Raw genomic sequence first — 23,503 nt, 5'->3', positions numbered from 1 at the left:
GTCCGGCGCCCACGCCGGTTCCGGACCCGGCCGTGGCCACCGGACAGGGTTGCCGCCTGGGTCCGGGCCCACCGGAATCGTCCGCCCTGCCCGGCATCCAGTCAATCCTGGGGTTTCCTTGCCAACACCCAAGCCCTACCTTGGGGTTCATGACCCTGGACGACCTCCGCGTCTTCGTCGCCGTATGCCGCGCGGGCAGCCTCAGCGGCGTCGCACGCGAACTGGGGCGCACCCAGTCGGCGGTCAGCCAGCACGTGAAGCGCCTCGAACGCGAAACGGCGACGGCCCTGCTCGAACGCCGGCCCCGCGGAGTGGTGCCCACCCCCGCCGGCCGGATCCTCTACGAGGCCGCCGCCGACGGGATCACCGGCCTGGACCAGGCCCTGCGCCGCCTGGGCGACCTGGCGAACGGCGAGGGCGGATCCGTACGCGTCGGCACCGGCGGGGCGACCGTCCGCCACTTCATGGCGGAGGCCATCGTCGACTTCCGCCGCCACCACCCGCGCACCAGCCTGGAGTTCCGCACCGAGACCTCCAGCCGCCGCTGCTTCGAAGCCCTCCTGGCCGGCACCCTGGACCTGGCCTGGGTCACCATCGGCCCCCCGGTGCCCGGCATCGAACAGCGCCCCGTGGCCGACCTGCCGTGGGTGCTCGCCGTCCGCGCCGGAGACCCGCTCGCCGCCCGCCGCACCGTCGACGCCGCCGACCTCACGGACCTCCGCCTGGTCCGGCTGCCCCCGAACTCCCTCTCCGGCGCCCGCCTGGACGCGGCCTTCACCGAACTGGGCGTCCGGGTCGGCTCGGACACCAGCGTCGCGGACTGGGACACCGCCCTCCTGCTGGCCGAACTCGGCCTGGGCCACACGGTCGTACCGCTCGTCCCCGGCCTGCGCGCCGCCCCCGGCGGCCCCCTGCGCCTGGTCCCCGTACCCGCCCTCCCGCCCCTCGCGGTCGGCTGGGCGGTCCGCCGCTGGGAGGCCCTCGCCCCGCCGGCCCGCGCCTTCGCCGACGCCGTGGGCGAACGGACCGTCAGCCACGTCCGGCGGTGAACACCAGCGAGGCGTTGTGCCCGCCGAAGCCGAAGGAGTTGACCAGCGCGGCACCGGCCAGGCCCCGCCGGGGCCGCCCGGCGACCACGTCCAGCCCCACCCGCGGATCGAGTTCGTCCAGGTTCCGCGTGGCGGGTACGGCCTGATCGCGCAGGGCCAGGACCGCCGCGACGGCGCCCAGCGCACCGGCCGCGCCGAAGAGGTGCCCGGTCATCGACTTGGTCGCGGTGACGGCCGGATGCGTACCGATGGCCTCGGTGACCGACTCGGCTTCGGTCAGGTCACCCTGGGGGGTGGAGGTCGCGTGGGCGTGCACCTGCCGGACATCGAGCGGGCCGAGCCCGGCCGACTCCAGGGCGAGCCGCATCGCGCGGACCTGCCCGTCCCGGTGGGCGGCGGTGATGTGGTGCGCGTCCGAGGTGACGCCCGCGCCGGCCAGCACCGCGTGCACGCGGGCGGCGCGGGCGGCGGCGAAACCGGCCCGCTCCAGGACCACCAGCGCCGCGCCCTCCCCGATGACGAAGCCGTCCCGGCCGGTGTCGAACGGCCGGGACGCCTCCCGCGGCGCGTCGTTGCGCGTGGAGTGCGCCTTCGCCTGGGCGAACCCCGCCAGCGGCAGGGGGTGGACGCAGGCCTCGGCCCCGCCCGCGACGACCACGTCCGCGCGCCCCAGCCGGATCAGGTCCAGGCCCATCGCGATCGCCTCGGCCCCGGAGGCACAGGCGCTGACGGGGGTGCGGGCCCCTCCCCGGGCACCGAGTTCGATGCTGACCCAGGCCGCCGGCCCGTTCGCCATCAGCATCGGCACGGTGTGCGGCGAGACCTTGCGGACCCCGGACGCCTCCAGGACGTCGTCCTGCCCGAGCATGCTCAGCGCACCGCCCGCGCCCGTACCGATCACCACGGCCAGCCGCTCCGGCTCCACCTGCGGCCGCCCCGCGTCGGCCCACGCCTCCCGGGCCGCGATCAGCGCGACCTGCTCGCACCGGTCCAGCCGCCGGGCCTGCACCCGGTCCATGGCCTCACCCGGCTCGACCCGCAGCCGCCCCGCGATCCGCACCGGCAGCCCGGCGGCCCACTCCTCCTCGATCGCACGGATCCCGGAATCCCCGGCCAGCATCCCGGCCCAGGTGGAGGGAACGTCCCCGCCGAGCGGCGTCGTGGCCCCCAGCCCCGTCACCACGACATCCGTCGTATCCATGGTCATCGCCCAACCCCCATTTGTTCGACTGGCACACCCCCGCCATCGGACTCGGGCCGGAGGTGATCAAGACATGTGCCAATCTGCCAGGGAATTCACGCACCATCAGGTGCGGCGATCGACGGAGCCTCCACCGAAGATTTGTAGGAACCACATGAAAGACCCGCCGCCGAAGACCGCACCGTCCAGCGGCCGCCGGGCATGCGGAAGGGCCCGGGCAACGAGTGCCCGGGCCCTTCGCATCGCGCGCCGTGCCGGCCGCGGCCGGACCGGATCCGGTGACGTCCGTGCCGGGCCGCGAGCGGGGACGGCCCGGTGTCGGCGGGTCACCGGGGCGTCGCCGCGGCGCTCACCGCGCGACGAGCCGAACGGCCGCACGGCGGTCACCGCGCGGCCCGCCCGGGGTCAGGAGCGCGGCTTCACCAGCGCGACGGCCTCGATCTCCACCAGCTGCTCGGGGAACGCCAGGTCGCTGACCCCGATGATGGTGTCGGTCGTGCGGTGCTTGCCGACGTACTCCTTGTGCAGCTTCGCGGCCGTGTCGAAGTTCTGGCGCAGGTCCTTGGTGTAGATCTTCATGCTGACGATCTGGCTGCGCGGGATCTTGTAGTGCGCGAGGACCTTGTCCATGTTCTCGAACGACGTGCGGACCTGCTTCTCGAAGTCGCCGACACCCACCAGGTTCCCGGCCGCGTCGTGCGACAGCTGACCCGAGATGTAGACCGTGTCACCGGCCTTGATGGCCTGCGAGTAGCCGTAGCTCTCCTCCCACGACACCCCGAACCCGAAGTGGTCCCAGCCGCGGCGCGCCGTGTCCTGCGCACTCGCTCCCTGCGGCCCCACGACGGTGATGCCGGCCACCAACGCGGCCACCACAGCGGCGATACCGAACCTGCGCCTCGACTTGGTCATTCCCCTTGTCCTTTCGTCCCCGGTGCTGGAGCTCCGAAGCTGCCAGGCCGCGAACGAGAACACCTCGAACGGGAGTCGAACGGGCACCCCCGGGACCGGCCGCGGCCGGGACCCGCCCCGCTGGTCAGCCCCGCACGTGCAGCCCGAAACCCGTGCGGCCCGGGGACCCCAGCCCCTCCCTCAGGTGCAGCGAGGGGATCTCGTAGTCCCCGCCGTTCTGCCGCCGGAACGGGATCGGCTCCGCCGATTCCAGCGTGAGCAGCCGCCGCTCCCAGGCCTCGGCGGCGTCCGCGTAGTCCTCGCCGGACATCCGGTCGGTCCCGTACAGCACGAACGGCGGCAGCACCTCGACGCCCGTGTAGTAGAGGACGCCGTGGTGGACCGGGAACAGCAGGTCCTCGATGGGGCCGTTGATGCCGCGCGCGGCGTAGTGCGGCTCCGGACCGCCGACGGTCACCGACAACAGGGCCCTCCGGCCCGCGAGCGTCCCCGCGCCGTACCGTTCGCCATACTTGGTGTCGCTGTGCTCACCGACCCCGTACGCGAAGCGGTGGGTGAACACCCGGTCCACCCAGCCCTTGAGGATCGCGGGCATCGTGTACCACCACAGCGGGAACTGGAAGACGACCGTGTCCGCCCACAGCAGCTTCTCCTGCTCGGCGAGCACGTCCGGGGTGAGGGTGCCGGCTTCGAAGGCCCGGCCCGAGTCCGCGGCGACCTTCAGCGGACTCGACGCGCCGGGGCCGTAGTCGGCGGCGTCCACCACCGCCTTCCAGCCCATCGCGTACAGATCGCTCACCCGTACCTCGTGCCCGGCGCCCTCCAGGGTGGACACCGCGAGGTCCTTCAGCGAGCCGTTGAGCGACTTCGGCTCGGGGTGGGCGTAGACGATCAGCGTCTTCAAGGGAACTCTCCTCCGGATCGGTTGCCCCGATCCTGCGCGCCGCGACGCCCGCCGTTCAGGGACGCCCCTTCCATCGGACGGGACTTCCTGGGAACGCCAGTACCACCCTCGCCCGCACGCCCGCGGCCATACTGGGGGGCATGGACGATCTCGCGGGTTTCCTGCGGACCCGGCGCGCCCGCGTCGACCCGGCCGCCGTCGGCATCCCCACCGACAGCCGCCGCCGGGTCGAAGGACTGCGCCGCGAAGAGGTCGCGCACCTGTCCGGCGTCAGCGTCGACTACTACGTACGCCTGGAACAGGGCCGCGCGACCCAGCCCTCCGACCAGGTCCTCGACGCGCTCGCCCGCGTCCTCGGCCTCGACGAGACCGAACACGGGCACCTCTGCCGCCTCGCCCGGCAGCGCCGCCGCCCCGCGAAGGCGCCCGGCGGGCGTGTCCGCCCGGAACTGCTGCGCCTCCTCGGCCTGGTCGCCGACGCCCCCGCGCTGATCATGGACCACCGCCTGGACGCGCTCGCGGGCAACCGCCTCGCCGGGCTCCTCTACGGCCGGCCGATGCCGGGCCTGAACATCGCCCGGCACGTCTTCCTCGAGGAGCCCGGGAACGGTCTCTACGCGGACTGGGAGACGTGCACCCTCGACGTCGTCGGGCACCTGCGCCTGGCCGCCGGCCGGCACCCCGACGACCCCCACCTGGCATCGCTCATCGGCGAGCTGGCGATGGGCAGCGAGCGCTTCCGCCGGCTCTGGGCCCGGGCGGACGTACGCGCCCGCACCCACGGGCGCAAGACGTACCGGCACCCGCTCGTCGGACTGCTGGAACTCCACCAGGAGAACTTCGCGCTCCCGGACGGATCGGGCAGGGAACTGCTGGTGCTGTCCGCGGCCCCCGGCACCCCCGCCGAGGACGGGCTGCGCCTCCTCGCCGGCCTGGGCGCGGACGACGGCGACCCGCATCCCGCCCAGGACGACCGGGCCGCGAGCCGGGACGAGTCCTGAACCGCTGCCGCTCCGGGAGGAGCGGGACCGTCCTCCCGGCGGCGCGCGACCCCCGGCGGGGGGCATCAGCCGTGCAGCAGCGGGCGCAGTTCGGCGTGGGCCCAGCCGGCGAGCCGGGTGGGCGTGGTGGTCAGCAGGTCACGGGGCTGCTCGGGCACCAGGTCCCGCGAGCCGGCCGCCATCCCGACGATGCCCTCCACCGCCGGTCCGGGCAGCCCGGCCGCGCGCAGGGCGTCCCGCACCGCGTCGTCGCCGACCCGCTCCACCCGGACGGTGCGCCCGAGCGCGGCGGTCAGGATCCGCGCGACCTGGTGGAAGGTGAGGTCCTCGGGCCCGTGCACGGCCTGCACCACCCGGCCCCGCCACGCGTCGTTCAGCAGCCGGGCCGCGACCACGTCCCCGACGTCACGCGGATCCACCCAGGGCATCGGCCGTCCCGGGTCGAACGCGGTGCTCAGCACGCCGCGGGAGAGGCCCTCGAGGTCGAGCAGCAGGTTGGTGAAGAAGTACGCGCACCGCAGGTGCAGCACGTCGGCCCCGGCGGCGTCGAGCTCCGCCTCGATCCCGGCCAGCCCGTCGATGTGCCCGACTCCGTGCCGCTTCTCCGCCCCGACGCTGCTGAGCAGCACGACCCGCCCCACGTCACCGTCCCGGACCGCCCGCACCAACGGCGCCGCGGTCGCCAGCGAGGTCCCGACCGGGTCCGCCGCCGTGTGCGGGGTGGGGTCCACCCAGAAGACGGAACGCGCCCCCGCCACCGCCTTCCGGACGAACCCGGGGTCCGTGAGGTCGCCCGGGCACGCGTCGACCCGCCCGCGGGTCTCCTCGTCCAGCCGGGCGGGGTCGCGGACCAGGACGCGGGGGCGGACGCCCGCCTGGAGCAGCAACCGCACCACGCGCGCTCCCACGTGTCCCGTCGGTGTGGTCACCACGATGCCCATCGAGCCGTCCTCCTCCCGCCCCCCGCCTGCACGCGCCGCACTCCCGACGGCGTACCCCGGGCCGCCCGGATCATTCGGGGCGCCGTTCAGCAATGCGGCATGGGGAAGGTGTTGAGGCCGGTCTCGGGGAGGTCGGACGGTGTCCAGCCCAGGCGGGTGCCGGCCCGTCGCAGGCGGCCGGCGCCGAGGGCGGGGTAGGCGGCCGGGGCGGCGCCGACCGTGCCCGGGACGATGACGCGCACCGCGTGCAGGCCCCCGGCGGCGGCCTCCGGCGTGGTGAGGTCCACGGCGATGACCTCGTACCCCCGCGCACGGACCCGGTCGGCGAGGCCGCCGCCCGGGCCGGCGCGCGGTACGTCGCTCCAGCGGCCGGCCGGGAGGTCCCAGGTCCACGGCGCGACGCGGTCGGCCGCCCTCCGGTCCAGGTAGAGCTGCTGCTGGCACAGCTGCTCCACGACGTCCGACGCGTCCTCGCGGTAGGAGTCGAGGTAGCGGCGGTCGGCCCGCCAGGGTTTGAGCGGCGAGGGCCGGCCCGGGGTCGCGACGGTGGCCGCGGGGTCGTCCAGGGTGCGGCAGGTCAGCTGCAGGGTGTACGCCTCGGCCAGGGCCTTGGCCGCGGCCTCGACCGGGTCGGGGCGCACGGCGAACCCGTACGTCAGCCAGCCCTCCGCGCGGCTGCGCACGCCGGCGGCGAGCACCGGCGCCCCGAACTCGTTGTCGAGGTGCGTCAGCCGGACGTCGAAGTCACGGGCGGCGCCGCTGGTCAGGCCGCGCAGGTACGCCGTCGGCTCCAGGGCCGGCCGCGGCCGGGCGTGGGCCCACCACACGGCGGCCGCGTCACGTTCGACCACCTCCTCCAGCCCGGCGCGCAGCGCGTCCTCGGGGGTGGGGCCGGCGGCGGTGCCGCCCAGGGCGGGGAAGGCGTACAGCGGTTCCGGCCCCTGATGGGGCATCCGCCGCCAGGCCGTGTACACGAGGAAGGCCGGTACGTGGACGGGCTCGTCGCGATCGGCGTGGCGGCCCTCGATCCAGTGGGCCGGGGAGTCCCGCAGGAAGGGGCGGAACGGGAAGCCGGGGGTCGCGTACTGGCGGGACGAGTACAGGACCAGCCGGTTGGGGTCCAGAGCGGGGACGCCCCGGCGGGACAGCTCGTCGTGGCTCGCGTACCGGACCCGCTCCGGGGCGGGCGGTACGGAGCCGCAGAACCGTTCGACCGCTTCCCCCTCGGCGGAGCGGCGGGCCCGCTGGGGGCCGTCCCAGGAGGTGCCGAACGCCTGCCGGTCGGCCTGCCACGGCCGGCCGGGGCCGGGGTCGGTGAGGTCGCACACGGCCAGGTGGAGGGCGGGCGGGGTACCGGCGGGGCCGGTCAGGACCCGCGTACGGGAGATGACGGACGGGTGCGGGCCGGCGCCCGGCGCCGGACAGCGGTCGCTGTCCGGGCCGGGCTCCGCGGTACGGGTGGCTGTCACCGGCTCACACGTACGCGGCGACGCAGTTGTCGACGACGAACTGCTCGGTGTCGACGTAGGCGGCGACGCAGTTGTTGACGACGAGGTCCTCGGCGCCGACGTAGGCGGCGACGCAGTTGTCGACGACGAACTGCTCGTCCGTGAGGTCCACGGGGTTCATGACGCGTTCCCTTCGGTTGCGTGTCCTCTTCCGGGTCCGGAGGAGGTGGTCGGGAGCGGCCGGGTGCCGCTGCCGTCCCGTACGGGGTTCGCGGAGCCCGTACGGAAGTCTTCGCGGGCGGTCACCAGGGCGCAGCCGGCGCCGGCGGTGGTGGCGAGGACCGCGCACAGGGTCCACAGAGCGGTGGCGCCCCACTGGTCGAGGACCCAGCCGCCGGCCGCGGGGGCCAGGAACGCGGCGGTCGACCAGGCGCCCCCGTACATCCCCTGGTACCGGCCGCGGCTCTCGGCGGGGGCGCGGCCGGCGGTGACGGCGATCCCGGCGGGGGCCTGGAGGATTTCGCCCAGCGTCCAGATGAGGACCGTGCACGCGAAGGCCGCGACGCCGTCCGCGAACACCGTCAGGCCGAAGCCCCAGCCGAGGAGCAGACAGGCGGCGAGCAGCACCCCCGGACGGGAGCGGCCGCTCACCAGCCGGGTCAGGGGGATCTGCAGGGCGACGACCACCAGCCCGTTCACGGCGCTGACCAGGCTGTACGTCTCGGGCGAGTGCCCCTCGCGGGTCATGACGACGGGCAGGGTGGAGGTCCCCTGCTTGAAGACCACGGCGAACAGGGCGGTCATCAGGACGAAGAGCATGAAGGAGCCGTCGCGGTGCACGGGTACGGCCTTCACCCCGGCCGCGGGCGCCGGCCGCCGCACGGCCGGGCCGGGGCGGGTCTCGGGGACCTTCGCCAGCACCAGGATCCCGCACAGCAGCGTCGCGGCGCCGTCGGCCAGGAAGACCAGGGCGTAGCCGTGCACGACCATCAGGCCGGCCAGCACCGCCGCGACCGCACCGCCCGCGTTCAGCGCCCAGTAGTTCAGGGCGAAGGCCCGCTGGCGGTCCTCGGGCCGGACCAGGTCCGTGAGCGAGGCCTGCATCGCCGGCCGGACCGCGGTGGCGCCGAGCCCCATGGCCAGGGCGGACGCGGCCACCGCCCACGGCGCGGTGCTCACGCCGAGCAGGGCCATGCTCACCGCCGTCCAGAGGTGGGAGGCGAACATGGTCGTGCGCCGCCCGATCCGGTCGGCGAGCGCTCCGCCGAGGAACGTGCCGGCGATCCCGCCGAGGCCGACGAGGGACATCACGAGCCCCGCGTACGAAGCCGAGTAGCCGTGCCCGGCGGTGAGCGACAGGGCCAGCATGGGACCGGCGAAGCCGCCGGTCCAGTTCACCAGGACGCTCAGCCAGATCCACCAGAACGCCGTCGGCAGGCCGCGTACGGCCGCCGGCGCCCTCAGCCGCGCCCGCCGCGGGCGGGTCACCGGCTGCCGGCCGGGTCGCCGGCGGCGGGCCCGCCGTAGGGGAGGCCGAACCGTGGCCGGACCGGGGCGCCGCCGTCGGCCTGCCCGGCCAGCTCCTCCAGCAGACCGGGCTCGCGGGCGGCCGCCACCAGGACCTCGCGCAGGCCCTCGTACCAGTCCCGCGCGTCGTCCGCGGTGGCGAACCTCGGCAGGTCCTGGCGTACGCGGGAGTGGTTGCGCGCCAGGTGGACGAGGAGCCGCCGCAGCAGGTCCCCTGCGGAGGGCAGCCGGGTGCCGAGGGTCAGGTGGAGCGAGGGGCGGCCCTCGACCGCCTTGACGGTGTGCCACCAGCCGCGCGGCAGGTACAGCACGTCGCCGTCGGTCAGTTCCCCGGACCAGGTGGCGGCGCCGGGGGCCGGCGGGGCCGGGGCGCTGAGGATCCCGACGGGGTGGTCCTCGGTCGGCGGGTGGACGTCCCAGTGCTTGGCGCCCTCGGCCTGGAGGACGAACACGTCGTGGTCGTCCCAGTGGGTGTGGAACCCCTGCTCGGCCCCGCCCAGGTTCACGTACAGGTTGGCCTGCACGAGGGAGCGCAGGGTGCCCTCCACCGCGGTGACCAGGGCCCGCAGCGGGGCGTGGAGTTCCTCGGCGCCGTCGATGACGAGGGTGCTGCCCGCGCGGAGCGTCTCGTGCAGCCGCTCCGGGCGCAGCCGCGAGGGGCGCCCGCGCGGCGACAGCTGCGGGACGGGCTCGGCGCAGGAGGCGAGGGGCACCCCGTCGGCGGACCGCACCAGGTGGACGCGGGAGGAGTCGGTACGGGCGGCCGCGAGGACCTCGTTGAGCTCGGGCCAGCCGAAGAGGCCGCGGAAGCGGCCCTCCCGCCCCCGGATCAGGACGGGTTCGGACCCCAGCCGGTGGCGGAGGAACTCCGGTTCGGCGAGCGGGTACAGCAGGCCGGCGAGCCCGTCGGCGGGGACGCGGCCGGGTGCGTCCGCCTGGAGGATGTCCACAGCTGCTCCGGGTCTGCTCGGTGGGGGACGGGTGGGTGAGGGGGCGTGCGGCGGTCAGCCGGCCGCCGGGACGGGCGCCAGCGTGTCCCGGATCAGGTCGAGGGGAGGCGCGGCCACCAGGTAGAAGTGGTCACCCGGCACGGCCCGTTCACGGACGCCGCCCGTGGTCAGCTCGCTCCAGGGCCGGCGGTCCGCGTCCGCGTCGGCGTCCCCGGTGAGGGTGGTGACCGGGCACCGCACGCTCGGGGCGGCACCGGAGCCGGGGGCGTAGGAGTGGAACATCTGCGCGTCCGCCCGTACGTACGGCAGGACCAGCTCCTGGAACTCGGGGTCGGCGGCCAGTTCGGGATCCGTCCCGCCGAGGGTGAGGAGCCGCTCGATGACGGCGGGGTCGTCGTCCTCGTCCGGGTCGGTCCACTCCTCGGCGGACGGGTACGGGGCGTCGCGGGAGCCCGACGCGAACAGGTGGACGGGGTCGATCCCCCGGGCCTCCAGCGCCGCGGCGGTCTCCAGGGCGATCGGCGCGCCCATGCTGTGGCCGAACAGGGCCAGGGGGCGGTCGGCCAGGGGGGCCACGGCTCCGGCGACCGCGCGGGCGAGTTCACGCAGGTCGGTCGCCACCGGTTCGGCGAGGCGCTCGGCGCGGCCGGGGTAGCGGACCGCGTACACCTCGACACCGGGGATCCGGTGGCCCCAGTCGCGGAAGAAGGACGCGGATCCCCCGGCGTGGGGGAAGCAGACCAGACGGGCGACCGGGTCGGCGACGGGTGCGGTGCGGTGCAGCCACAGGGCGGTGCCGGCGGTCGCGTCGTACGGGGCGGTGAGGTCGGTGGTCACGGGGAGGTCTCCTGGGCCGGGTCCTGCCGGCGGGCGCGCAGGGCACGGGCGCGGCGCGCGGCGGCGCGGCGTTCGGCCGAGGCGGTGCCGTCGGCGCCTTCGGTGGCACCGTCGCCGTCGCGCAGCATCGCGGCCTGCGCGGCGACGGTGGTGTGCTTGAACAGGGCGACGACCGGGGGCCGTTTGCCGGTATGGCGTTCCAGGGCCTCGCGGAGCTGGAACATCGCGAGGGAGTGGCCGCCGAGGTCGAAGAAGTTGACGTCCGGCGGCACGTGGGGGGTCTTCAGGATCTCGGCCCAGGCGGCGGCGACCTGTGCCGTCAGATCGTCCCCCGACTCCGGGGCGGCGGCGCCGGCGGCGACGGGCTGCGGCTCGTCGGCCAGGGCCCGCAGGGCCGCCCGGTCCGCCTTGCCGTTGACGGTACGGGGGAACGCGTCGAGGCAGACGATCCGGGCGGGGACCATGACGGCCGGCAGCCGGGCGGCGAGCCGCTCGCGCAGGGCCTCGGGGGCCGGTGCCGGCCCGGACGGGGCGAGGACGAAGGCGGTCAGGGAGGTGCCGGCGGCGTCCGGGACGGCGACGGCCTCCCGTACGCCGGGCAGGGCGGCCAACTGGGCTTCGATCACGGGCAGTTCCACGCGGTGGCCGCGGATCTTGACCTGGTGGTCGCGGCGGCCGAGGAAGGCGAGGGTGCCGTCGGCGTTCCAGCGGGCGCGGTCGCCCGTACGGTACATCCGGGCTCCGGGCGCGTCCGCGAAGGGGTCGTCGAGGAAGGCGCGGGCGGTGGCCTCCGGCCGGCCGTGGTAACCGCGGGACACCCCGGCGCCGCCGATGAACAGCTCGCCCTCGGTGCCGGGCGGCACCGGGCGCAGTTCGTCGTCCAGCAGGTGGAGCAGGGCGCCGGGGACCGGCCCGCCGATGGAGACGGGGCCCGGGGCGTCGAAGCGCCGGTAGCTGGCCCAGACGGTCGCCTCGGTGGGCCCGTACTCGTTGACCAGCGCGGTGGGAGCGGTGCGCAGGGCGAAATGGCGGTCGACCAGTTCGGGCGGCAGTGCCTCGCCCGCGACGATGACGGTCTCGAGGGAGCTCAGGCGCTCGCCGCCCAGGGAGCGCGCGGCGTCGAGGAGGACGCTGTAGAGGGAGGGCACGCACAGCAGCCGGGTGACCCGGTGGCGCTCGACGAGGGCGACCAGCCGCTCCGGGTCGCGCACTTCGTCCGGGGTGGCGACCACCAGGTGGCCGCCTGCCGTGAGGGTGCCCCAGAGGCCGGCCACCGACGAGTCGAAGGCCAGCGGTGAGACGAGGAGGAAGACGGGCCGGCCGGGGTAGACCGTGCGGCGCGCCAGGGTGGAGGCCGCCAGCTGTCCGTGTTCGACGACGACGCCCTTGGGCTCGCCCGTGCTGCCCGAGGTGTAGATGAGGTAGGCGGCGTCGTGGGCGGCCACCGGAACGCCGGGGGACTCCGGCTCGCGGCCGCGGGCCGTGCCGCTCACGGGGGCGCCCGCCGGTTCCCGGGCGGTGGAGCCGGCGTCGACCAGGGGGACGTCGAGCCCGGTGAGGCGGGGCCGGGTGGCGTCGGTGACGAGCACGGCGTCGACCTGGGCGTCCGTCAGGACGGCGGTCAGGCGGGCGTCGGGGTTCGAGGCGTCCACCGGTACGTACGCGGCTCCGCAGCGCATCACGCCGAGCACGGCGGCGACCATCGCGAGGGACGGTTCGACGAGCACGCCGACCCGTCCGCCGCGGCGGACGCCCGCCTCGGTGAGCCCGGCCGCGACGCGGCCGGCCCAGGCATCGAGGTCCCCGTACGCGATGCTGCTCGCGCCGCAGCTGACGGCGGTACGGGCGGGGCGGGTGCGGGCGAACCCCGCGACGAGTTCGTGCACCGGCGGCCGGGGGCCGGCGGGGAGGGGCTCGCCCTCTCCCGTGGCGCGGGGCTCGCCGGCCGGTGGCCCGGAAGGGGCGGTCAGAGTCGGCGTGGCCATCAGGAGTCCTCCATTGCTCGTCCAGACGGCGCAGGGCCGGTCCGCGTCTTCAGGAGCTTCATGCCAACAACATTGCCAGGCGAGTCACAATTATGGCAACCTCTTGCCAGATCTGGAAAGTCAATTCGGCGAACCGGGACGCCCGGTGAAACCGGAATCACCATGGGAGGGCACGAGCCATGACTGAAACCCTTCAGGCACCGACCGGTGTGACGGTCACTCCGCTGACCGGGAACATCGGCGCCGTGATCGGCGGCGTGGACGCGGGCGGCGCGCTGAGCGACGGGACGATCGCCTCCCTCCGCGCGGCCCTGCTCCAGTACAAGGTGGTGTTCCTGCGCGACCAGGACCTGGACTACGCCGCGCAGACCGCCTTCGCCTCGCGCTTCGGCAAGCTGACGCTCGGGCACCCGATCTACGACGCCCCCGAAGGCCGCCCGAACCTGCGGGAGATGGACTCGAAGCAGGGCACCCGCGCCAACCACTGGCACACGGACCTCACCTTCATCGAGCGCCCGCCGGCCTTCGCGTTCCTGCACAGCAAGGTCATCCCCCCGGTGGGCGGGGACACCGTGTGGGCCAACGCCGCGACCGCGTACGCCGCCATGCCGGCGGAGCTGCGCCAGTTCGCCGACCAGCTGCGGATCGTCCACAGCAACGACTGCGACTTCACCGACGACACCGTCATCGAGCGCGGGGCCTACATCTCCACCCCCTACGAGGCGGAACACCCCGCGGTCCGGGTCCACCCCGAGACGGGCGAACGCTCGCTCCTGCTCGGCGGGTTCGCCCGCAGGGTGGTGGGCTACCCCCCGCAGGCCTCCCGCGACCTGATCAGGCTCATGCAGGAGTACCTCACCAAGCCGGAGCACACCGTGCGCTGGCAGTGGAAGGTCGGCGACATCGCCATCTGGGACAACCAGTCGACGGCGCACTACGCCATCTACGACTACGGCGACCAGTACCGCCGCGGCGAGCGCGTCACCGTCGTGGCCCCCACCCCCGTCGGCGTGGACGGCCGGCCCAGCGTGGCCCTGCGCGGTGACACCTCCGCCTACAGCACGGGCCGGGACTGAGCGGCCGGCGCCACCCGGACACGGAGACCACGACCCCGGACATGACGGAGACACAGGTGCGCACGTCCCCCTACGGAACCTGGACCTCACCGATCGGCGCGGACGCGGCCGCCGCCGGACAGAAGAAGGTCGAGTGGGCCGCGTTCATCGGCGAAGAGGTCTGGTGGACCGAGTGGCGCCCCGGCGAAGCGGGCCGCGTGGCACTGGTGCGGCGCACGCCCGACGGCTCGGCCGCCGACGTACTGGACCCCGGGTGGAACGTCCGCACCCGGGTCATCGAGTACGGAGGGCGGCCGTGGCTGCCCCTGGGCGCGGACCCCGCCGCCGGGTTCGTCTTCACCCACTGGGACGACCAGCGGGTGTACCGGGCGGTGCCCGGCGGCCGCCCGGAGCCGATCAGCCCGGAGCCGGAGCTGCCCGGCGGGGCGCACTACGCCGACTTCTCCCGCGTCGGGGACGAGGTCTGGTGCCTGCGCGAGACGGCCCTCACCCCGGACCGCGCCGAGGTCCGCCGGGACCTGGTCGCCCTGCCGCTGGACGGCGCCGCGGCCGCGGACCCGGCGGCCGTACGGGTCCTGGCCGCGAGCCACCACCTGATGACCGGCCCCAAGGTCTCCCCGGACGGCCGGTACGCCTGCTGGCTCGGCTGGGACCACCCGAGGATGCCCTGGGACGGTACGGAGCTGATGTGCGCGCCGGTCGGCCCGGACGGCACCCTGGGCCCCGCCCGCGTCCTGGCGGGCGGGCCCGGCATCGCCGTCAGCCAGGCCGAGTGGGCCCCGGACCGGCCCGGCGTCCTGTACGTGCTGAGCGACGGCACGGGCTGGTGGAACCTCCACGAGCTGTCCCTCGACGGCTCCGCACGCCCCCTGTGCGCACGGGAGGAGGAGTTCGGCGAGGCGCTGTGGCGCATCGGCGCGCAGTGGTTCCTCCCGGTCGGCGGCGGCCGGATGTTCGTCACGCACGGGGTGGGCGCACGCAGGCTCGCGCTCCTGGAGGCCGACGGCTCGCTACGGGACCTGGACGCCCGCGAGGAGCTCACCGAGTGGGCCGTGCTGGCCACCGACGGCCGCCGCGTGGCCGCCGCGGCCGCCGGCCCGCGCAACCGGGGCGAGCTGCTGCTGATCGGGCCTGACGGCGGGGCGCCGGAGGTGCTGCGCCCGGCGGACACCTCGTACGAGGACCACCTGCCCCCGGGCTACCACGCGGTGTTCCGCGGCCCGGAGGGCGAGGAGGTGCACGCGTACGTGTACCCGCCGCACAACCCCGCCTTCACCGCCCCGGAGGGCGAGCTGCCCCCGTACGTGGTCCAGGCGCACGGCGGTCCCACCACCCGCAGCCAGCTGGTGGCGGACCTCTCCACCGCCTTCTTCACCAGCCGCGGCGTCGGCGTGGTGGACGTCCAGTACGGCGGGTCCACCGGCTTCGGGCGCGCCTACCGCGAACGGCTGCGGGAGGCCTGGGGCGTGGTCGACGTACGCGACTGCGCCACCGCGATCCGCGGCCTGGTCGCACAGGGGAAGGCCGACCCCGGGCGCATCGGCATCCGCGGCGGCAGCGCGGGCGGCTGGACCGCCGCCGCCTCGCTGGCCGCCGAACCGGAGCTGTACCGGGTCGCCGGCATCTACTTCCCGCTCCTGGACCCGGAGGAGTGGCGCGCGCAGGGCACGCACGACTTCGAGTCCCGCTACCTCGAAAGCCTCATCGGCCCGTGGCCGCGGGCCGCCGCACGCTACGCGCGGGTGTCGCCGCTGCGGCGCGCCGACCGGGTGCGCGCGCCGTTCGTGCTGCTCCAGGGGCTCGACGACGCCGTGTGCCCGCCGGTCCAGGCCGAACGGTTCCTGGAACGGATGCGGGAGAACGGGGTGCCGCACGCGTACCTCGCGTTCAAGGACGAGCAGCACGGCTTCCGCATGGCGCGGACCGTCGTCGACTGCCTGCACGCCGAGCTCTCCGCCTACGGGCAGGTGTTCGGCTTCGAGGCCCCGGGCATCCCCCGCACCGAGCTCTCGGCGGGGCGCCCGGCCTGAGACCCCCGCCGGCCGCCCCGCCCGGCACACGCGAAGCCGCCCCCGGAAGGTCCGGGGGCGGCTTCGTGTGCCGGGCGTTCGCGCGGGTCAGCCGGCCGCGGCCGCGGCGGGGGCCGGGGCCTGCGCGGCGAGGGCGGCGACCACCTCCGTCTGGCGGCCGAGCGTACGGGCGAGGAGCAGTTCGCGGATCGGGACCCGGACCCCCAGCCGCGCGCCGAGCCTGCGCGCGAGGCGGGTGACGAGCAGGGAGTCGCCGCCCAGGGCGAAGAAGTCGGCGTCCGGGGCGATCTCCTGATGACCCAGCAGCTCCGCCCAGACCCCCGCGACCAGCGCGGGCACGTCGAGGGGGTCCGGGGACCGCTCACCGGTGCCGGACTCCGGGGCCGCCGGCCCGGGGGCGCCCGCGACGCGGCGGGGGGCCTCCGACGGCGGCGCGGCCTCGGGCGCGGTCCGGCGCGGCCCCGCGAAGGCGTAGCCGGGCAGGCGTACGGGGCGGCCCCCGTCGCAGAGCCGGCCCGCCGCGAGCGGCTGGCCCACGGTCCACAGCGCGCCCAGCGCGGTGAGCACGTCCTCGGCGCGGGCGGTGCGGGCGGCGGCGAGCGGGACGGCGGTCAGGTCCGCGGCCTCCGCCAGGGCCGACAGCGTACGGCCCGGACCGGCCTCCACGACCAGCGCGCCGGGCAGGTGCCGGGCGAGGGCACCGAGGGCCCGGGCGAACCGGACGGGGTTGCGCGCGGCGGCGGCGAAGGAGTCCGCGGCGACCTCGGTACCCGGCAGCAGCAGCCGGCCGTCGTTGGCGGCCCAGGGGATCACCGGCGGGTGCACGGCGGTCCCGGACAGCCCCGCGGCGAGCAGCGGGACGGCCGGCTCGACGAGCGCCGAGTGGAAGGCCCGCGTGGTGCGCAGCCGGTGCGTGACGACGCGCCCGGCGAGCCGGGCCTCGAACTCCGCGACGGCCCCGGGGGCACCCGCCACCACGCACCCCTCCGGGGAGTTGACCGCCGCCAGCTCCAGCGGCAGACCGCAGGAGGCCAGCAGCTCGCGGGCCGCGTCCTCGCCGCAGCCGACGGCCAGCATGGCGCCCTCCGGGCAGTCCTGCATGGCGCGCCCGCGCAGGGCCGTGAACCGGGCCGCGTCGGGCAGTTCCAGCACGCCCGCCGCACAGGCCGCCGCGACCTCGCCGAGGCTGTGCCCGATCACGGCCCGCGGGACCAGGCCGAGACCGCGCAGGGCGGCGGCGACCGCGTACTCGACCGCGAAGAGCGCGGGCTGGGCCAGCCGGGTCCGGGCGAGCTCCTCCTCGGGGAACGCGGGGTCGTGCACGGCACGGTCGACCTCGGCGGCCAGGCCGGGCCCGAAGGCGCCGAGGCACTCGGCGAGGGCCCCGGCGAAACCGGGCAGGGCCTCGGCGAACGGCAGCGCCATGCCCGGGCGCTGGGAGCCCTGGCCGGGGAAGGCGAGGACGAGGGGGGCCGGGCCGGCCTCGGGGACGCGGCCGCGCACCGCCCCGGTGCCGGCGGCGAGGCGTTCGGCGAGGCCCGCGGTGTCCCGGCCCACGACGGCGAGGCGTTCGGGCAGCGCGGTCCGGCCGGTGGCGAGGGTGCGGGTGACGTCGGCCGGCGCCGGGGCGTGCGCGGCCAGGTGGCGGCCGAGTCGGTCGGCGGAGCGCGCGAGGGCCTCGCCGTCCGCGGCGGAGAGCAGCGCGAGGTACCCGGCCCGCGGCCGGTCCCGGTCCTCGGAGCGGGGCGCGCGGGCCGGCGGCGCCTCCACGACGGCGTGCGCGTTGGTGCCGCCCACCCCGAAGGAGCTGACCCCGGCCCTCCTGGGCTCGGGGCCGGACCACGGCGCGGCGGCGGCGGGCACGTACAGCGGCGAGTCCGCGGTCTCCAGCAGGGGGTTGAGCCGGGTGAATCCGGCGACCGGCGGGACCACGCCCTCGCGCACCACGAACAACGCCTTGATCAGTCCGGCGAGCCCGGCGGCGTTGTCGAGGTGGCCGGTGTTCGCCTTGAGCGCCCCCACGGCGACCTGGCCGGGGGCGGCGCCCGCGGCGCGCAGGGCCGCCGAGGCGGCGGACCACTCGATGGGGTCGCCGACCCGGGTGCCGGTCCCGTGCGTCTCCAGGTAGCCGATGCTCGCGCCGTCGACGTCCGCGGCCTCCAGGGCGGCCCGGATGACGGCCTCCTGGCCGCCGGCGGAGGGGGCGTAGTAACCGGCCTTCGCCGAGCCGTCGTTGTTGACGGCCGTGCCGAGGACGACGCCGTACGGCTCCACCCCGTCCGCGAGGGCGTCCTCCAGGCGCCGCAGCACGACGCAGGCCACCCCGGAGCCCGCCACCACGCCGTCGGCGTGTGCGTCGAACGGCCGGCAGGCCCCCGCCGCGCTGTGGATGCCGCCGGGCACGTGGAGGTGCCCGGCCTGGGGGTAGGCGACGCCGGCGCCCACGACCAGGGCCTGGTCGCACTCCGCGTTCAGCAGCGCCTGGACGGCCGTGTGGAGGGCGACCAGGGAGGAGGAACAGGCGGTCTGGACGGCGATCGCGGGCCCGGTCAGGTTGAGCTTGTAGGAGATGAGGCTCGCCATGAAGTCCGGCTCGTTGCCGTGGACGGCGTCCTCCAGGGTCATGGGGTCCAGACCGCCGCCGGCCAGCATCGCGCGCAGGTAGCCGCTGCCGCTGGCGGAGGCGTACACGCCGGTGGTGAGCGTGGTGTCGAGCGGGCCGGTGCCGGCGTCCTCCAGGGCCGCCCACGCGCACTCGAGCATCAGCCGGTGCTGCGGGTCCATCATCTCGGCCTCGCGCGGGCTGACCCGGAACAGGGCGTTCTCGAAGCGGTCGGCGTCGGCGAGGTGCCCGTGCACCGGCACGAACCCGGGGTCGTCCACCAGGTTCGCCGGCACTCCGGCCGCCCGCAGGTTCCGCTTGTCGTACCGGGTGGTGAGGACCCGCCCCTCCACGAGGGCCTCCCACCACCCGGCCAGGTCGGCGGAGCCCGGGAACCGGCCGGACACCCCGGTCACGGCTATGTCGAGGGAACGGTCGCGCGTCATGCGTCCACCTTCGTGTCGCGCCAGTACGGATCAGCAAGGTTGCCAGATTAGGCAAGTTGATGGCAATGTCCTTGTCATCGACTTGTCTGACAGGTGGTTAACCGGAGCAGAGGGGGAGGACGGCGTGCGACCAGACCCGAAGTGGACCGCAGGCCCGCGCAACAGGGCGCCCGGCGGGGGACTGCACGAGGCGTTCGCCCGCACGGCGGCACAGCGCCCGGGGGCCGTCGCCCTCGTCGAGGGGCACCGCACCACCACGTACGCCGAACTCGACGCGGCGGCCGACGCCTGGGCCGCGGGGCTCGTCGCCGCGGGAGTCACCCCCGGCGCGCTGGTGCCCGTACTGCTGCCGAGGAGCACGGAGCTGGTCACCGCGCTCCTCGCGGTCCTGAAGACCGGGGCCGCCTACGCCCTGCTGCCCCCCGACTGGCCAGCGGACCGGCTGCGGGACGTGCTGCGCGACCTGCGGCCGCCCCTCCTCATCGCCCGTGACGGCCGGGACGTGCCGCACGGCACCACACAGCCCGTCTGGTCACCGCCGGCCCGGCGGACGGCCGGGGACGGGACCGGGCGGGCGGCGGAACGCGCCGGCTTCACGCCCGTGGCCGTCGACGCCGGCGATCCGGCGTGCGTCTTCTTCACCTCCGGGACCACCGGCCGGCCCAAGGGCGTGCTCAGCCCGCACCGGGCGACCGCCCGCCTCTTCCAGCCGGGCACCTTCGCCGAATTCACCACCGCCACGGTGATGCCGCTGGCCGCCGCCACCCCCTGGGACGCCTTCTCGCTCGAACTGTGGGCGGTGCTGCTGAACGGGGGCACCTCGGTGATCGTGACCGACCCCTACCTGTCGCCCGTGGCCCTGGCCGAGGCCGTGTCCCGGCACGGCGCGGACACCGTCTGGCTGACCAGCAGCCTGTTCAACATGATCGTGGACGAGGCCCCGGACGCCTTCCACGGGCTGCGCCAGGTGGCGATCGGCGGGGAACGGCTCTCGGCCGGCCACGTCCGCCGGTTCCTGCGCCGGCACCCCGGCATCACGCTCCTCAACGGCTACGGGCCGGTCGAATCCACGGTCTTCGCCACCACGCACCGCGTCACGGAAGCCGACTGCGACCTCCCCGGCGGCATCCCCCTCGGCCGCCCGGTGCCCGGCACGCGGGTCCACGTCCTGGACGGGAACCGGCCGTGCGCGGTCGGCGAGACCGGCGAGATCTGCCTCGCGGGCGACGGCCTGGCACTGGGCTACCTGGGCGACGAGGCCCTGACCGCACGGAAGTTCACCACCGTACGGATCGAGGGGCAGGAGGCGCGCGTCTACCGCACCGGCGACCTCGGCCACTGGGACCGGGACGGCCGGCTGCACTACCGGGGCCGCGCCGACCGGCAGCTGAAGATCCGGGGCCACCGCGTCGAGCCGGCGGAGGTCGAGCGACAGGTGGAGCGGCTCCTGCCCGCGGTGCGGCACTGCCGGGTACTGGCCCGCGGCGACGCCGCCCGCGGCGAACTCGAACTGGTCGCGTTCTGCGTGCCGGTGCGGCCGGGGGACCCGCTGGACGGCGCAGCCGACGTGCTGGCCGCGACCCTGGTCCCCTACCAGCGGCCCGCCGCGCTGGTCAGTGTCGACGCCTTCCCCGTCACCGCGCGGGGCAAGCTGGACGAACGGGCCCTGCTGGCGCTGGCCGGCGGGGCCGGCGCGGCCGCCCCCGGCGGCCCGTCGCCCGAGGCGGCGCACCCGGCGCGACCCGGTGCCCGGTCCGGTATCCGGCCCGCCGAGCTGCGCGATCCCGTGCTGCGGGCCGTCGCGGAATGCTTCGCCTCCGTCCTGGAACTCGACGCGGTCCCCCTCGACGTGCCCTTCGTCCACCTCGGCGGGACCTCCCTCGGCGCGGGCCGGCTCTGCGCACGGCTCGGCGCCACCCTGTCCCGGCCGGTCCCGGTCTCCTGGCTGTACCAGGCTCCGACGGCCTCGGGCCTCGCCCGCCGGCTGGCCGCGCCCGAGCGGGAGCCGGAGCCGGTTCCCGCCGGCCCCGGCGAGCGCGGGGGCTCCGCCGGCACGCCGCTGTCCGCCATGCAGCTGGTGTACCTCACCCCCGGGTTGCTGGACCCGGCGGACCGTACCGGGCACTGCCTGATGACGTGGGCGGTCGAGGGCGGGCTGGACCGTGCCGCCCTGGAGGCGGCCGTCGCCGAGGTGCACCGGAGCCACGAGTCCCTGCGCGCCGCGTACGTCCTGGACCCGCGGCCCGCCGCGGAACTCGTGGACGTTCCCCCGCCGCCCCTGGAGGTACTGCCCGCCCGCGAGTCCGTCGCCGCGGCGGCCCGCGCCGCCCGCGCCGAACTCGCCGGGGAGCTGGCCCCCGACGCCGGCGAGGTGTGGCGCGCCGTCCTGGTCCCGGTCACCGGCCCGGAGCCGGACGCCGGCACCGCCGTCTTCGGCTGCGTGGTGCACCACGTCGCCTTCGACGGCTGGTCCGAGGGCGTCCTCGCCGAGGACCTGAGCGCCGCCTACCGCACGGCCGTGGCCACCGGCACCCCCGTACTGAGCCCCCGCCCGTCGCTGGCCGCGGTGCACCGGCAGCGCCGGGCACACCTGAGGGAGGCCGCTGCGGACACCCATCACGCCCGGCTGCGGGCCGAGTTGACGGGCGTACCGGCGATGAGGTGGCCGGCCGGCCCCGAGCCGCGGGAGGCGGGGGCACCGGGGCTCGTCGAGACCGTACTGGACGCGGAGGCGGTGGCCGGGGCCGACGCCGCGGCCGCCGCGGCGGGGGTCACCCGTTTCGTGGTCCTGCTCTCTCTGTGGGCGGCCGGCCTGTCCGAGGCGACCGGGCAGCGGGACTTCGCGGTCGGCGTCCCCGTGGCCCAGCGCGACGGCGCGGAGCTGGAGCGCGCCGTCGGATGCCACATCAACATGCTGGCCCTGCGGCTGCGCGGGGCCGCCCTGGACGGCGACGGCCCCGCGGTCGCGCGCGTCGCCGGGACCGCCGCCCGCGCCTTCGCCGCGCAGGACGTGCCGTTCCCGGACGTCCTGGCGCTGGTGGATCCGCCGCGCGACGGCCGGCCCCCGCTGTACCAGACCCTCTTCGCCTGCCAGGACAACGCCCCGCCGAGGCTGGAGCTCGTCGGCGCGAGGACCACCTTGCTGCGGCAGCCCTATCTGGACCTGCCCCTCGAACTGCACACCGAGCTCTGGCCCGCGGACGACGGCGGGCTGCTCGTCCACACCGCCTTCAGGCCCGACGCCGTCGCGGAGAGCACCGCGCGGGAGGTCTCCAAGCGCTTCGCGGAGCGGGTGCGCACCCTCGCCCCGGGAGCCCTCGCCGCGGGAGCCGTCCCGGGAGCCCTCGTACCAGGAGTCACGCCATGACGACCACCGCCGTATCACCCGCCCTGCTGACCGATCCCGGGCTCCACGCGAGCGGTGATCCGCACGCCGTGTGGCGGTGGATGCGCGCGCACGCCCCCGTGTACCGCCACGAGGCGGCGGAACTCCCCGCGTTCTGGTCGCTGACCCGGTACGAGGACATCCGGTCGGTGTACCGGGACGCCGCGGCCTTCAGCTCGGCCCGCGGCGTACTGCTGCGCGCCGGCGACGACCCGGGCGGCGGCATGACGCTCGCCCTGACCGACGCCCCGCGGCACAAGCAGCTGCGCGGCCTGATGGCGGACTGGTTCAACACCCGTGCCGTACGGGGCCTGGAGGGCTGGATCCGGGCGGCGACGCGCAGCGTCCTCGGGCGTGCCCTGGAACTCGGCAGCTGCGATTTCGCGGACGACGTGGCGGGGCGGCTGTCCCTGGCGGTGATCTGCCACGTCCTGGGCATCCCCGAGCGGGACCACGAGGACCTGTACCGGTGGACGAACGAGGCGTTCGAGGCCCACGCGTCCCTGGTCTCGCACCCCCAGCTCGTCGAGTACTTCATGGAGCTGCTCTACCAGCGGATGGAGGAGCCCGCCGACGACCTGGTGAGCGCCCTCGTCAACGGCACGGTGGACGGGGAGCTGCTGACCGAGGAGGAGGCGGTCTTCAACTGCGAGAACCTCATCGGGGCCACCGAGAACGGCCGGCTGGCCCTGATCGGGGGGATGCAGGCCTTCCTGGAGCACCCGGACCAGTGGCAGCGGCTGGCCGCCGAACGCGCCCTGATGCCCGGTGCCATCGAGGAGGTCCTGCGCTGGACCTCCAGCGCGACGCACAGCATGCGGGTCGCCACCCGCGCCGTGGAGGTCCGGGGCACGCGCATCGAGGCCGGCGACCGCGTCGCCCTGTGGCTGCCCTCGGCCAACCGCGACGAGGACGTGTTCACCGATCCGTACCTCTTCGACATCACCCGCAGCCCGAACCGGCACATCGCCCTGGCCGCCGGGGAGCACTTCTGCATCGGCAGCACGCTGGCCAGGGCCGAGATGCGCGTCCTGTTCACCGAGCTGCTCGACACCGTGGGCCGGATCGAGCGGAACGGCCCCGTACGGCGGCTGCGGTCCATCGAGGTGGGCGGCCCCGAGACGCTGCCGGTGCGCCTCACCGCGAAGTGACGGCCCCCGCGGCCGCCGCGACGCCCCCTCCCCCACCCCCGTCCCGACCGGACACGTC

17 protein-coding genes are annotated in these 23,503 nt (G+C 75.8%); 6 read left to right on the top strand and 11 right to left on the bottom strand.

The features are described 5' to 3' along the window. Positions 1-149 precede the first annotated feature (149 nt). Positions 150-1,049 carry a LysR family transcriptional regulator gene (locus ACZ514_RS28785; RefSeq protein WP_469126035.1) on the top strand — a complete coding sequence of 300 codons (900 nt, stop codon included), beginning with the start codon at positions 150-152 and terminating at the stop codon, positions 1,047-1,049. On the opposite strand, the gene ACZ514_RS28780 is transcribed toward ACZ514_RS28785, so the two are convergent. From ACZ514_RS28780 to ACZ514_RS28770, 3 genes are all read right to left on the bottom strand, one after another. Beyond that, positions 1,030-2,256 carry a beta-ketoacyl-[acyl-carrier-protein] synthase family protein gene (locus ACZ514_RS28780; RefSeq protein ID WP_469126034.1) on the bottom strand — a complete coding sequence of 409 codons (1,227 nt, stop codon included), beginning with the start codon at positions 2,254-2,256 and terminating at the stop codon, positions 1,030-1,032. The two genes, ACZ514_RS28785 and ACZ514_RS28780, sit on opposite strands and share 20 nt — an antisense overlap. Before the next feature lie 399 nt (positions 2,257-2,655). Next, a complete protein-coding gene (locus ACZ514_RS28775; RefSeq protein WP_468170340.1) occupies positions 2,656-3,162 on the bottom strand; it encodes a RidA family protein in 507 nt (168 codons plus the stop codon). Between the two features lie 124 nt (positions 3,163-3,286). Further along, on the bottom strand, positions 3,287-4,066 hold the full coding sequence (locus ACZ514_RS28770) for an NAD(P)H-dependent oxidoreductase (RefSeq protein ID WP_468701234.1): 780 nt from the start codon (positions 4,064-4,066) through the stop codon (positions 3,287-3,289). Between the two features lie 140 nt (positions 4,067-4,206). On the opposite strand from ACZ514_RS28770, the gene ACZ514_RS28765 reads away from it, so the two are divergent. After that, positions 4,207-5,067 carry a helix-turn-helix transcriptional regulator gene (locus ACZ514_RS28765; RefSeq protein WP_468170334.1) on the top strand — a complete coding sequence of 287 codons (861 nt, stop codon included), beginning with the start codon at positions 4,207-4,209 and terminating at the stop codon, positions 5,065-5,067. Positions 5,068-5,132: 65 nt separating this feature from the next. Here ACZ514_RS28765 and ACZ514_RS28760 read toward each other — a convergent pair whose 3' ends face one another. The 7 genes from ACZ514_RS28760 to ACZ514_RS28730 all read right to left on the bottom strand — a co-directional run bounded on the left by ACZ514_RS28760 (position 5,133) and on the right by ACZ514_RS28730 (position 12,755). Then, positions 5,133-6,008, bottom strand: coding sequence for an NmrA family NAD(P)-binding protein (locus tag ACZ514_RS28760; protein WP_468170331.1), 876 nt, complete (start codon positions 6,006-6,008; stop codon positions 5,133-5,135). Between the two features lie 86 nt (positions 6,009-6,094). Beyond that, positions 6,095-7,477: a YcaO-like family protein gene (locus ACZ514_RS28755; protein ID WP_469126033.1), complete on the bottom strand. Its 1,383-nt coding sequence runs from the start codon at positions 7,475-7,477 to the stop codon at positions 6,095-6,097. Positions 7,478-7,481: 4 nt separating this feature from the next. Continuing rightward, the gene (locus ACZ514_RS28750) at positions 7,482-7,637 is read right to left on the bottom strand and encodes a hypothetical protein (protein WP_468170325.1); all 156 of its coding nucleotides are present in this window, start codon (positions 7,635-7,637) and stop codon (positions 7,482-7,484) included. Further along, complete coding sequence (locus ACZ514_RS28745) at positions 7,634-8,944, bottom strand: MDR family MFS transporter (RefSeq protein WP_469126032.1); 1,311 nt, start codon at positions 8,942-8,944, stop codon at positions 7,634-7,636. Before ACZ514_RS28745 ends, ACZ514_RS28750 begins: the two co-directional genes overlap by 4 nt. Further along, a complete protein-coding gene (locus ACZ514_RS28740; RefSeq protein ID WP_469126031.1) occupies positions 8,941-9,933 on the bottom strand; it encodes a cupin domain-containing protein in 993 nt (330 codons plus the stop codon). The genes ACZ514_RS28745 and ACZ514_RS28740 overlap by 4 nt, the downstream gene beginning before the upstream one ends. 54 nt (positions 9,934-9,987) lie before the next feature. After that, positions 9,988-10,770, bottom strand: coding sequence for a thioesterase II family protein (locus ACZ514_RS28735; RefSeq protein ID WP_468170316.1), 783 nt, complete (start codon positions 10,768-10,770; stop codon positions 9,988-9,990). Next, positions 10,767-12,755, bottom strand: a complete 1,989-nt coding sequence (locus tag ACZ514_RS28730; RefSeq protein ID WP_468170313.1) for a non-ribosomal peptide synthetase — start codon at positions 12,753-12,755, stop codon at positions 10,767-10,769. Before ACZ514_RS28730 ends, ACZ514_RS28735 begins: the two co-directional genes overlap by 4 nt. A gap of 179 nt (positions 12,756-12,934) precedes the next feature. On the opposite strand from ACZ514_RS28730, the gene ACZ514_RS28725 reads away from it, so the two are divergent. Together ACZ514_RS28725 and ACZ514_RS28720 are read left to right on the top strand one after the other, a co-directional pair. After that, on the top strand, positions 12,935-13,831 hold the full coding sequence (locus tag ACZ514_RS28725; RefSeq protein WP_468170310.1) for a TauD/TfdA dioxygenase family protein: 897 nt from the start codon (positions 12,935-12,937) through the stop codon (positions 13,829-13,831). A 41-nt stretch (positions 13,832-13,872) separates the two neighbouring features. Beyond that, positions 13,873-15,861, top strand: coding sequence for an alpha/beta hydrolase family protein (locus ACZ514_RS28720; protein WP_468170307.1), 1,989 nt, complete (start codon positions 13,873-13,875; stop codon positions 15,859-15,861). Between the two features lie 87 nt (positions 15,862-15,948). Here the strand turns inward: ACZ514_RS28720 and ACZ514_RS28715 are convergent, their stop codons facing one another. After that, positions 15,949-18,909, bottom strand: a complete 2,961-nt coding sequence (locus tag ACZ514_RS28715; protein WP_469126030.1) for a type I polyketide synthase — start codon at positions 18,907-18,909, stop codon at positions 15,949-15,951. Between the two features lie 124 nt (positions 18,910-19,033). On the opposite strand from ACZ514_RS28715, the gene ACZ514_RS28710 reads away from it, so the two are divergent. Together ACZ514_RS28710 and ACZ514_RS28705 are read left to right on the top strand one after the other, a co-directional pair. Then, on the top strand, positions 19,034-22,276 hold the full coding sequence (locus tag ACZ514_RS28710) for an amino acid adenylation domain-containing protein (RefSeq protein ID WP_469126029.1): 3,243 nt from the start codon (positions 19,034-19,036) through the stop codon (positions 22,274-22,276). After that, a complete protein-coding gene (locus tag ACZ514_RS28705) occupies positions 22,273-23,445 on the top strand; it encodes a cytochrome P450 (protein WP_469126028.1) in 1,173 nt (390 codons plus the stop codon). The genes ACZ514_RS28710 and ACZ514_RS28705 overlap by 4 nt, the downstream gene beginning before the upstream one ends. Positions 23,446-23,503 lie beyond the last annotated feature (58 nt).

This window comes from Streptomyces sp. NPDC034086 (genome assembly GCF_055575515.1).
Note: the sequence above shows the minus strand (reverse complement) of the source record. Positions and strands in the feature narration are given on the sequence as shown.

Bases quoted from the DNA above. Each gene is read 5' to 3' on its own strand.
- ACZ514_RS28785 (WP_469126035.1), top strand. From the start codon at position 150: ATGACCCTGGACGACCTCCGCGTCTTCGTCGCCGTATGCCGCGCGGGC.
- ACZ514_RS28780 (WP_469126034.1), bottom strand. From the start codon at position 2,256: ATGACCATGGATACGACGGATGTCGTGGTGACGGGGCTGGGGGCCACG.
- ACZ514_RS28775 (WP_468170340.1), bottom strand. From the start codon at position 3,162: ATGACCAAGTCGAGGCGCAGGTTCGGTATCGCCGCTGTGGTGGCCGCG.
- ACZ514_RS28765 (WP_468170334.1), top strand. From the start codon at position 4,207: ATGGACGATCTCGCGGGTTTCCTGCGGACCCGGCGCGCCCGCGTCGAC.
- ACZ514_RS28760 (WP_468170331.1), bottom strand. From the start codon at position 6,008: ATGGGCATCGTGGTGACCACACCGACGGGACACGTGGGAGCGCGCGTG.
- ACZ514_RS28750 (WP_468170325.1), bottom strand. From the start codon at position 7,637: ATGAACCCCGTGGACCTCACGGACGAGCAGTTCGTCGTCGACAACTGC.
- ACZ514_RS28730 (WP_468170313.1), bottom strand. From the start codon at position 12,755: ATGGCCACGCCGACTCTGACCGCCCCTTCCGGGCCACCGGCCGGCGAG.
- ACZ514_RS28725 (WP_468170310.1), top strand. From the start codon at position 12,935: ATGACTGAAACCCTTCAGGCACCGACCGGTGTGACGGTCACTCCGCTG.
- ACZ514_RS28720 (WP_468170307.1), top strand. From the start codon at position 13,873: ATGACGGAGACACAGGTGCGCACGTCCCCCTACGGAACCTGGACCTCA.
- ACZ514_RS28715 (WP_469126030.1), bottom strand. From the start codon at position 18,909: ATGACGCGCGACCGTTCCCTCGACATAGCCGTGACCGGGGTGTCCGGC.
- ACZ514_RS28705 (WP_469126028.1), top strand. From the start codon at position 22,273: ATGACGACCACCGCCGTATCACCCGCCCTGCTGACCGATCCCGGGCTC.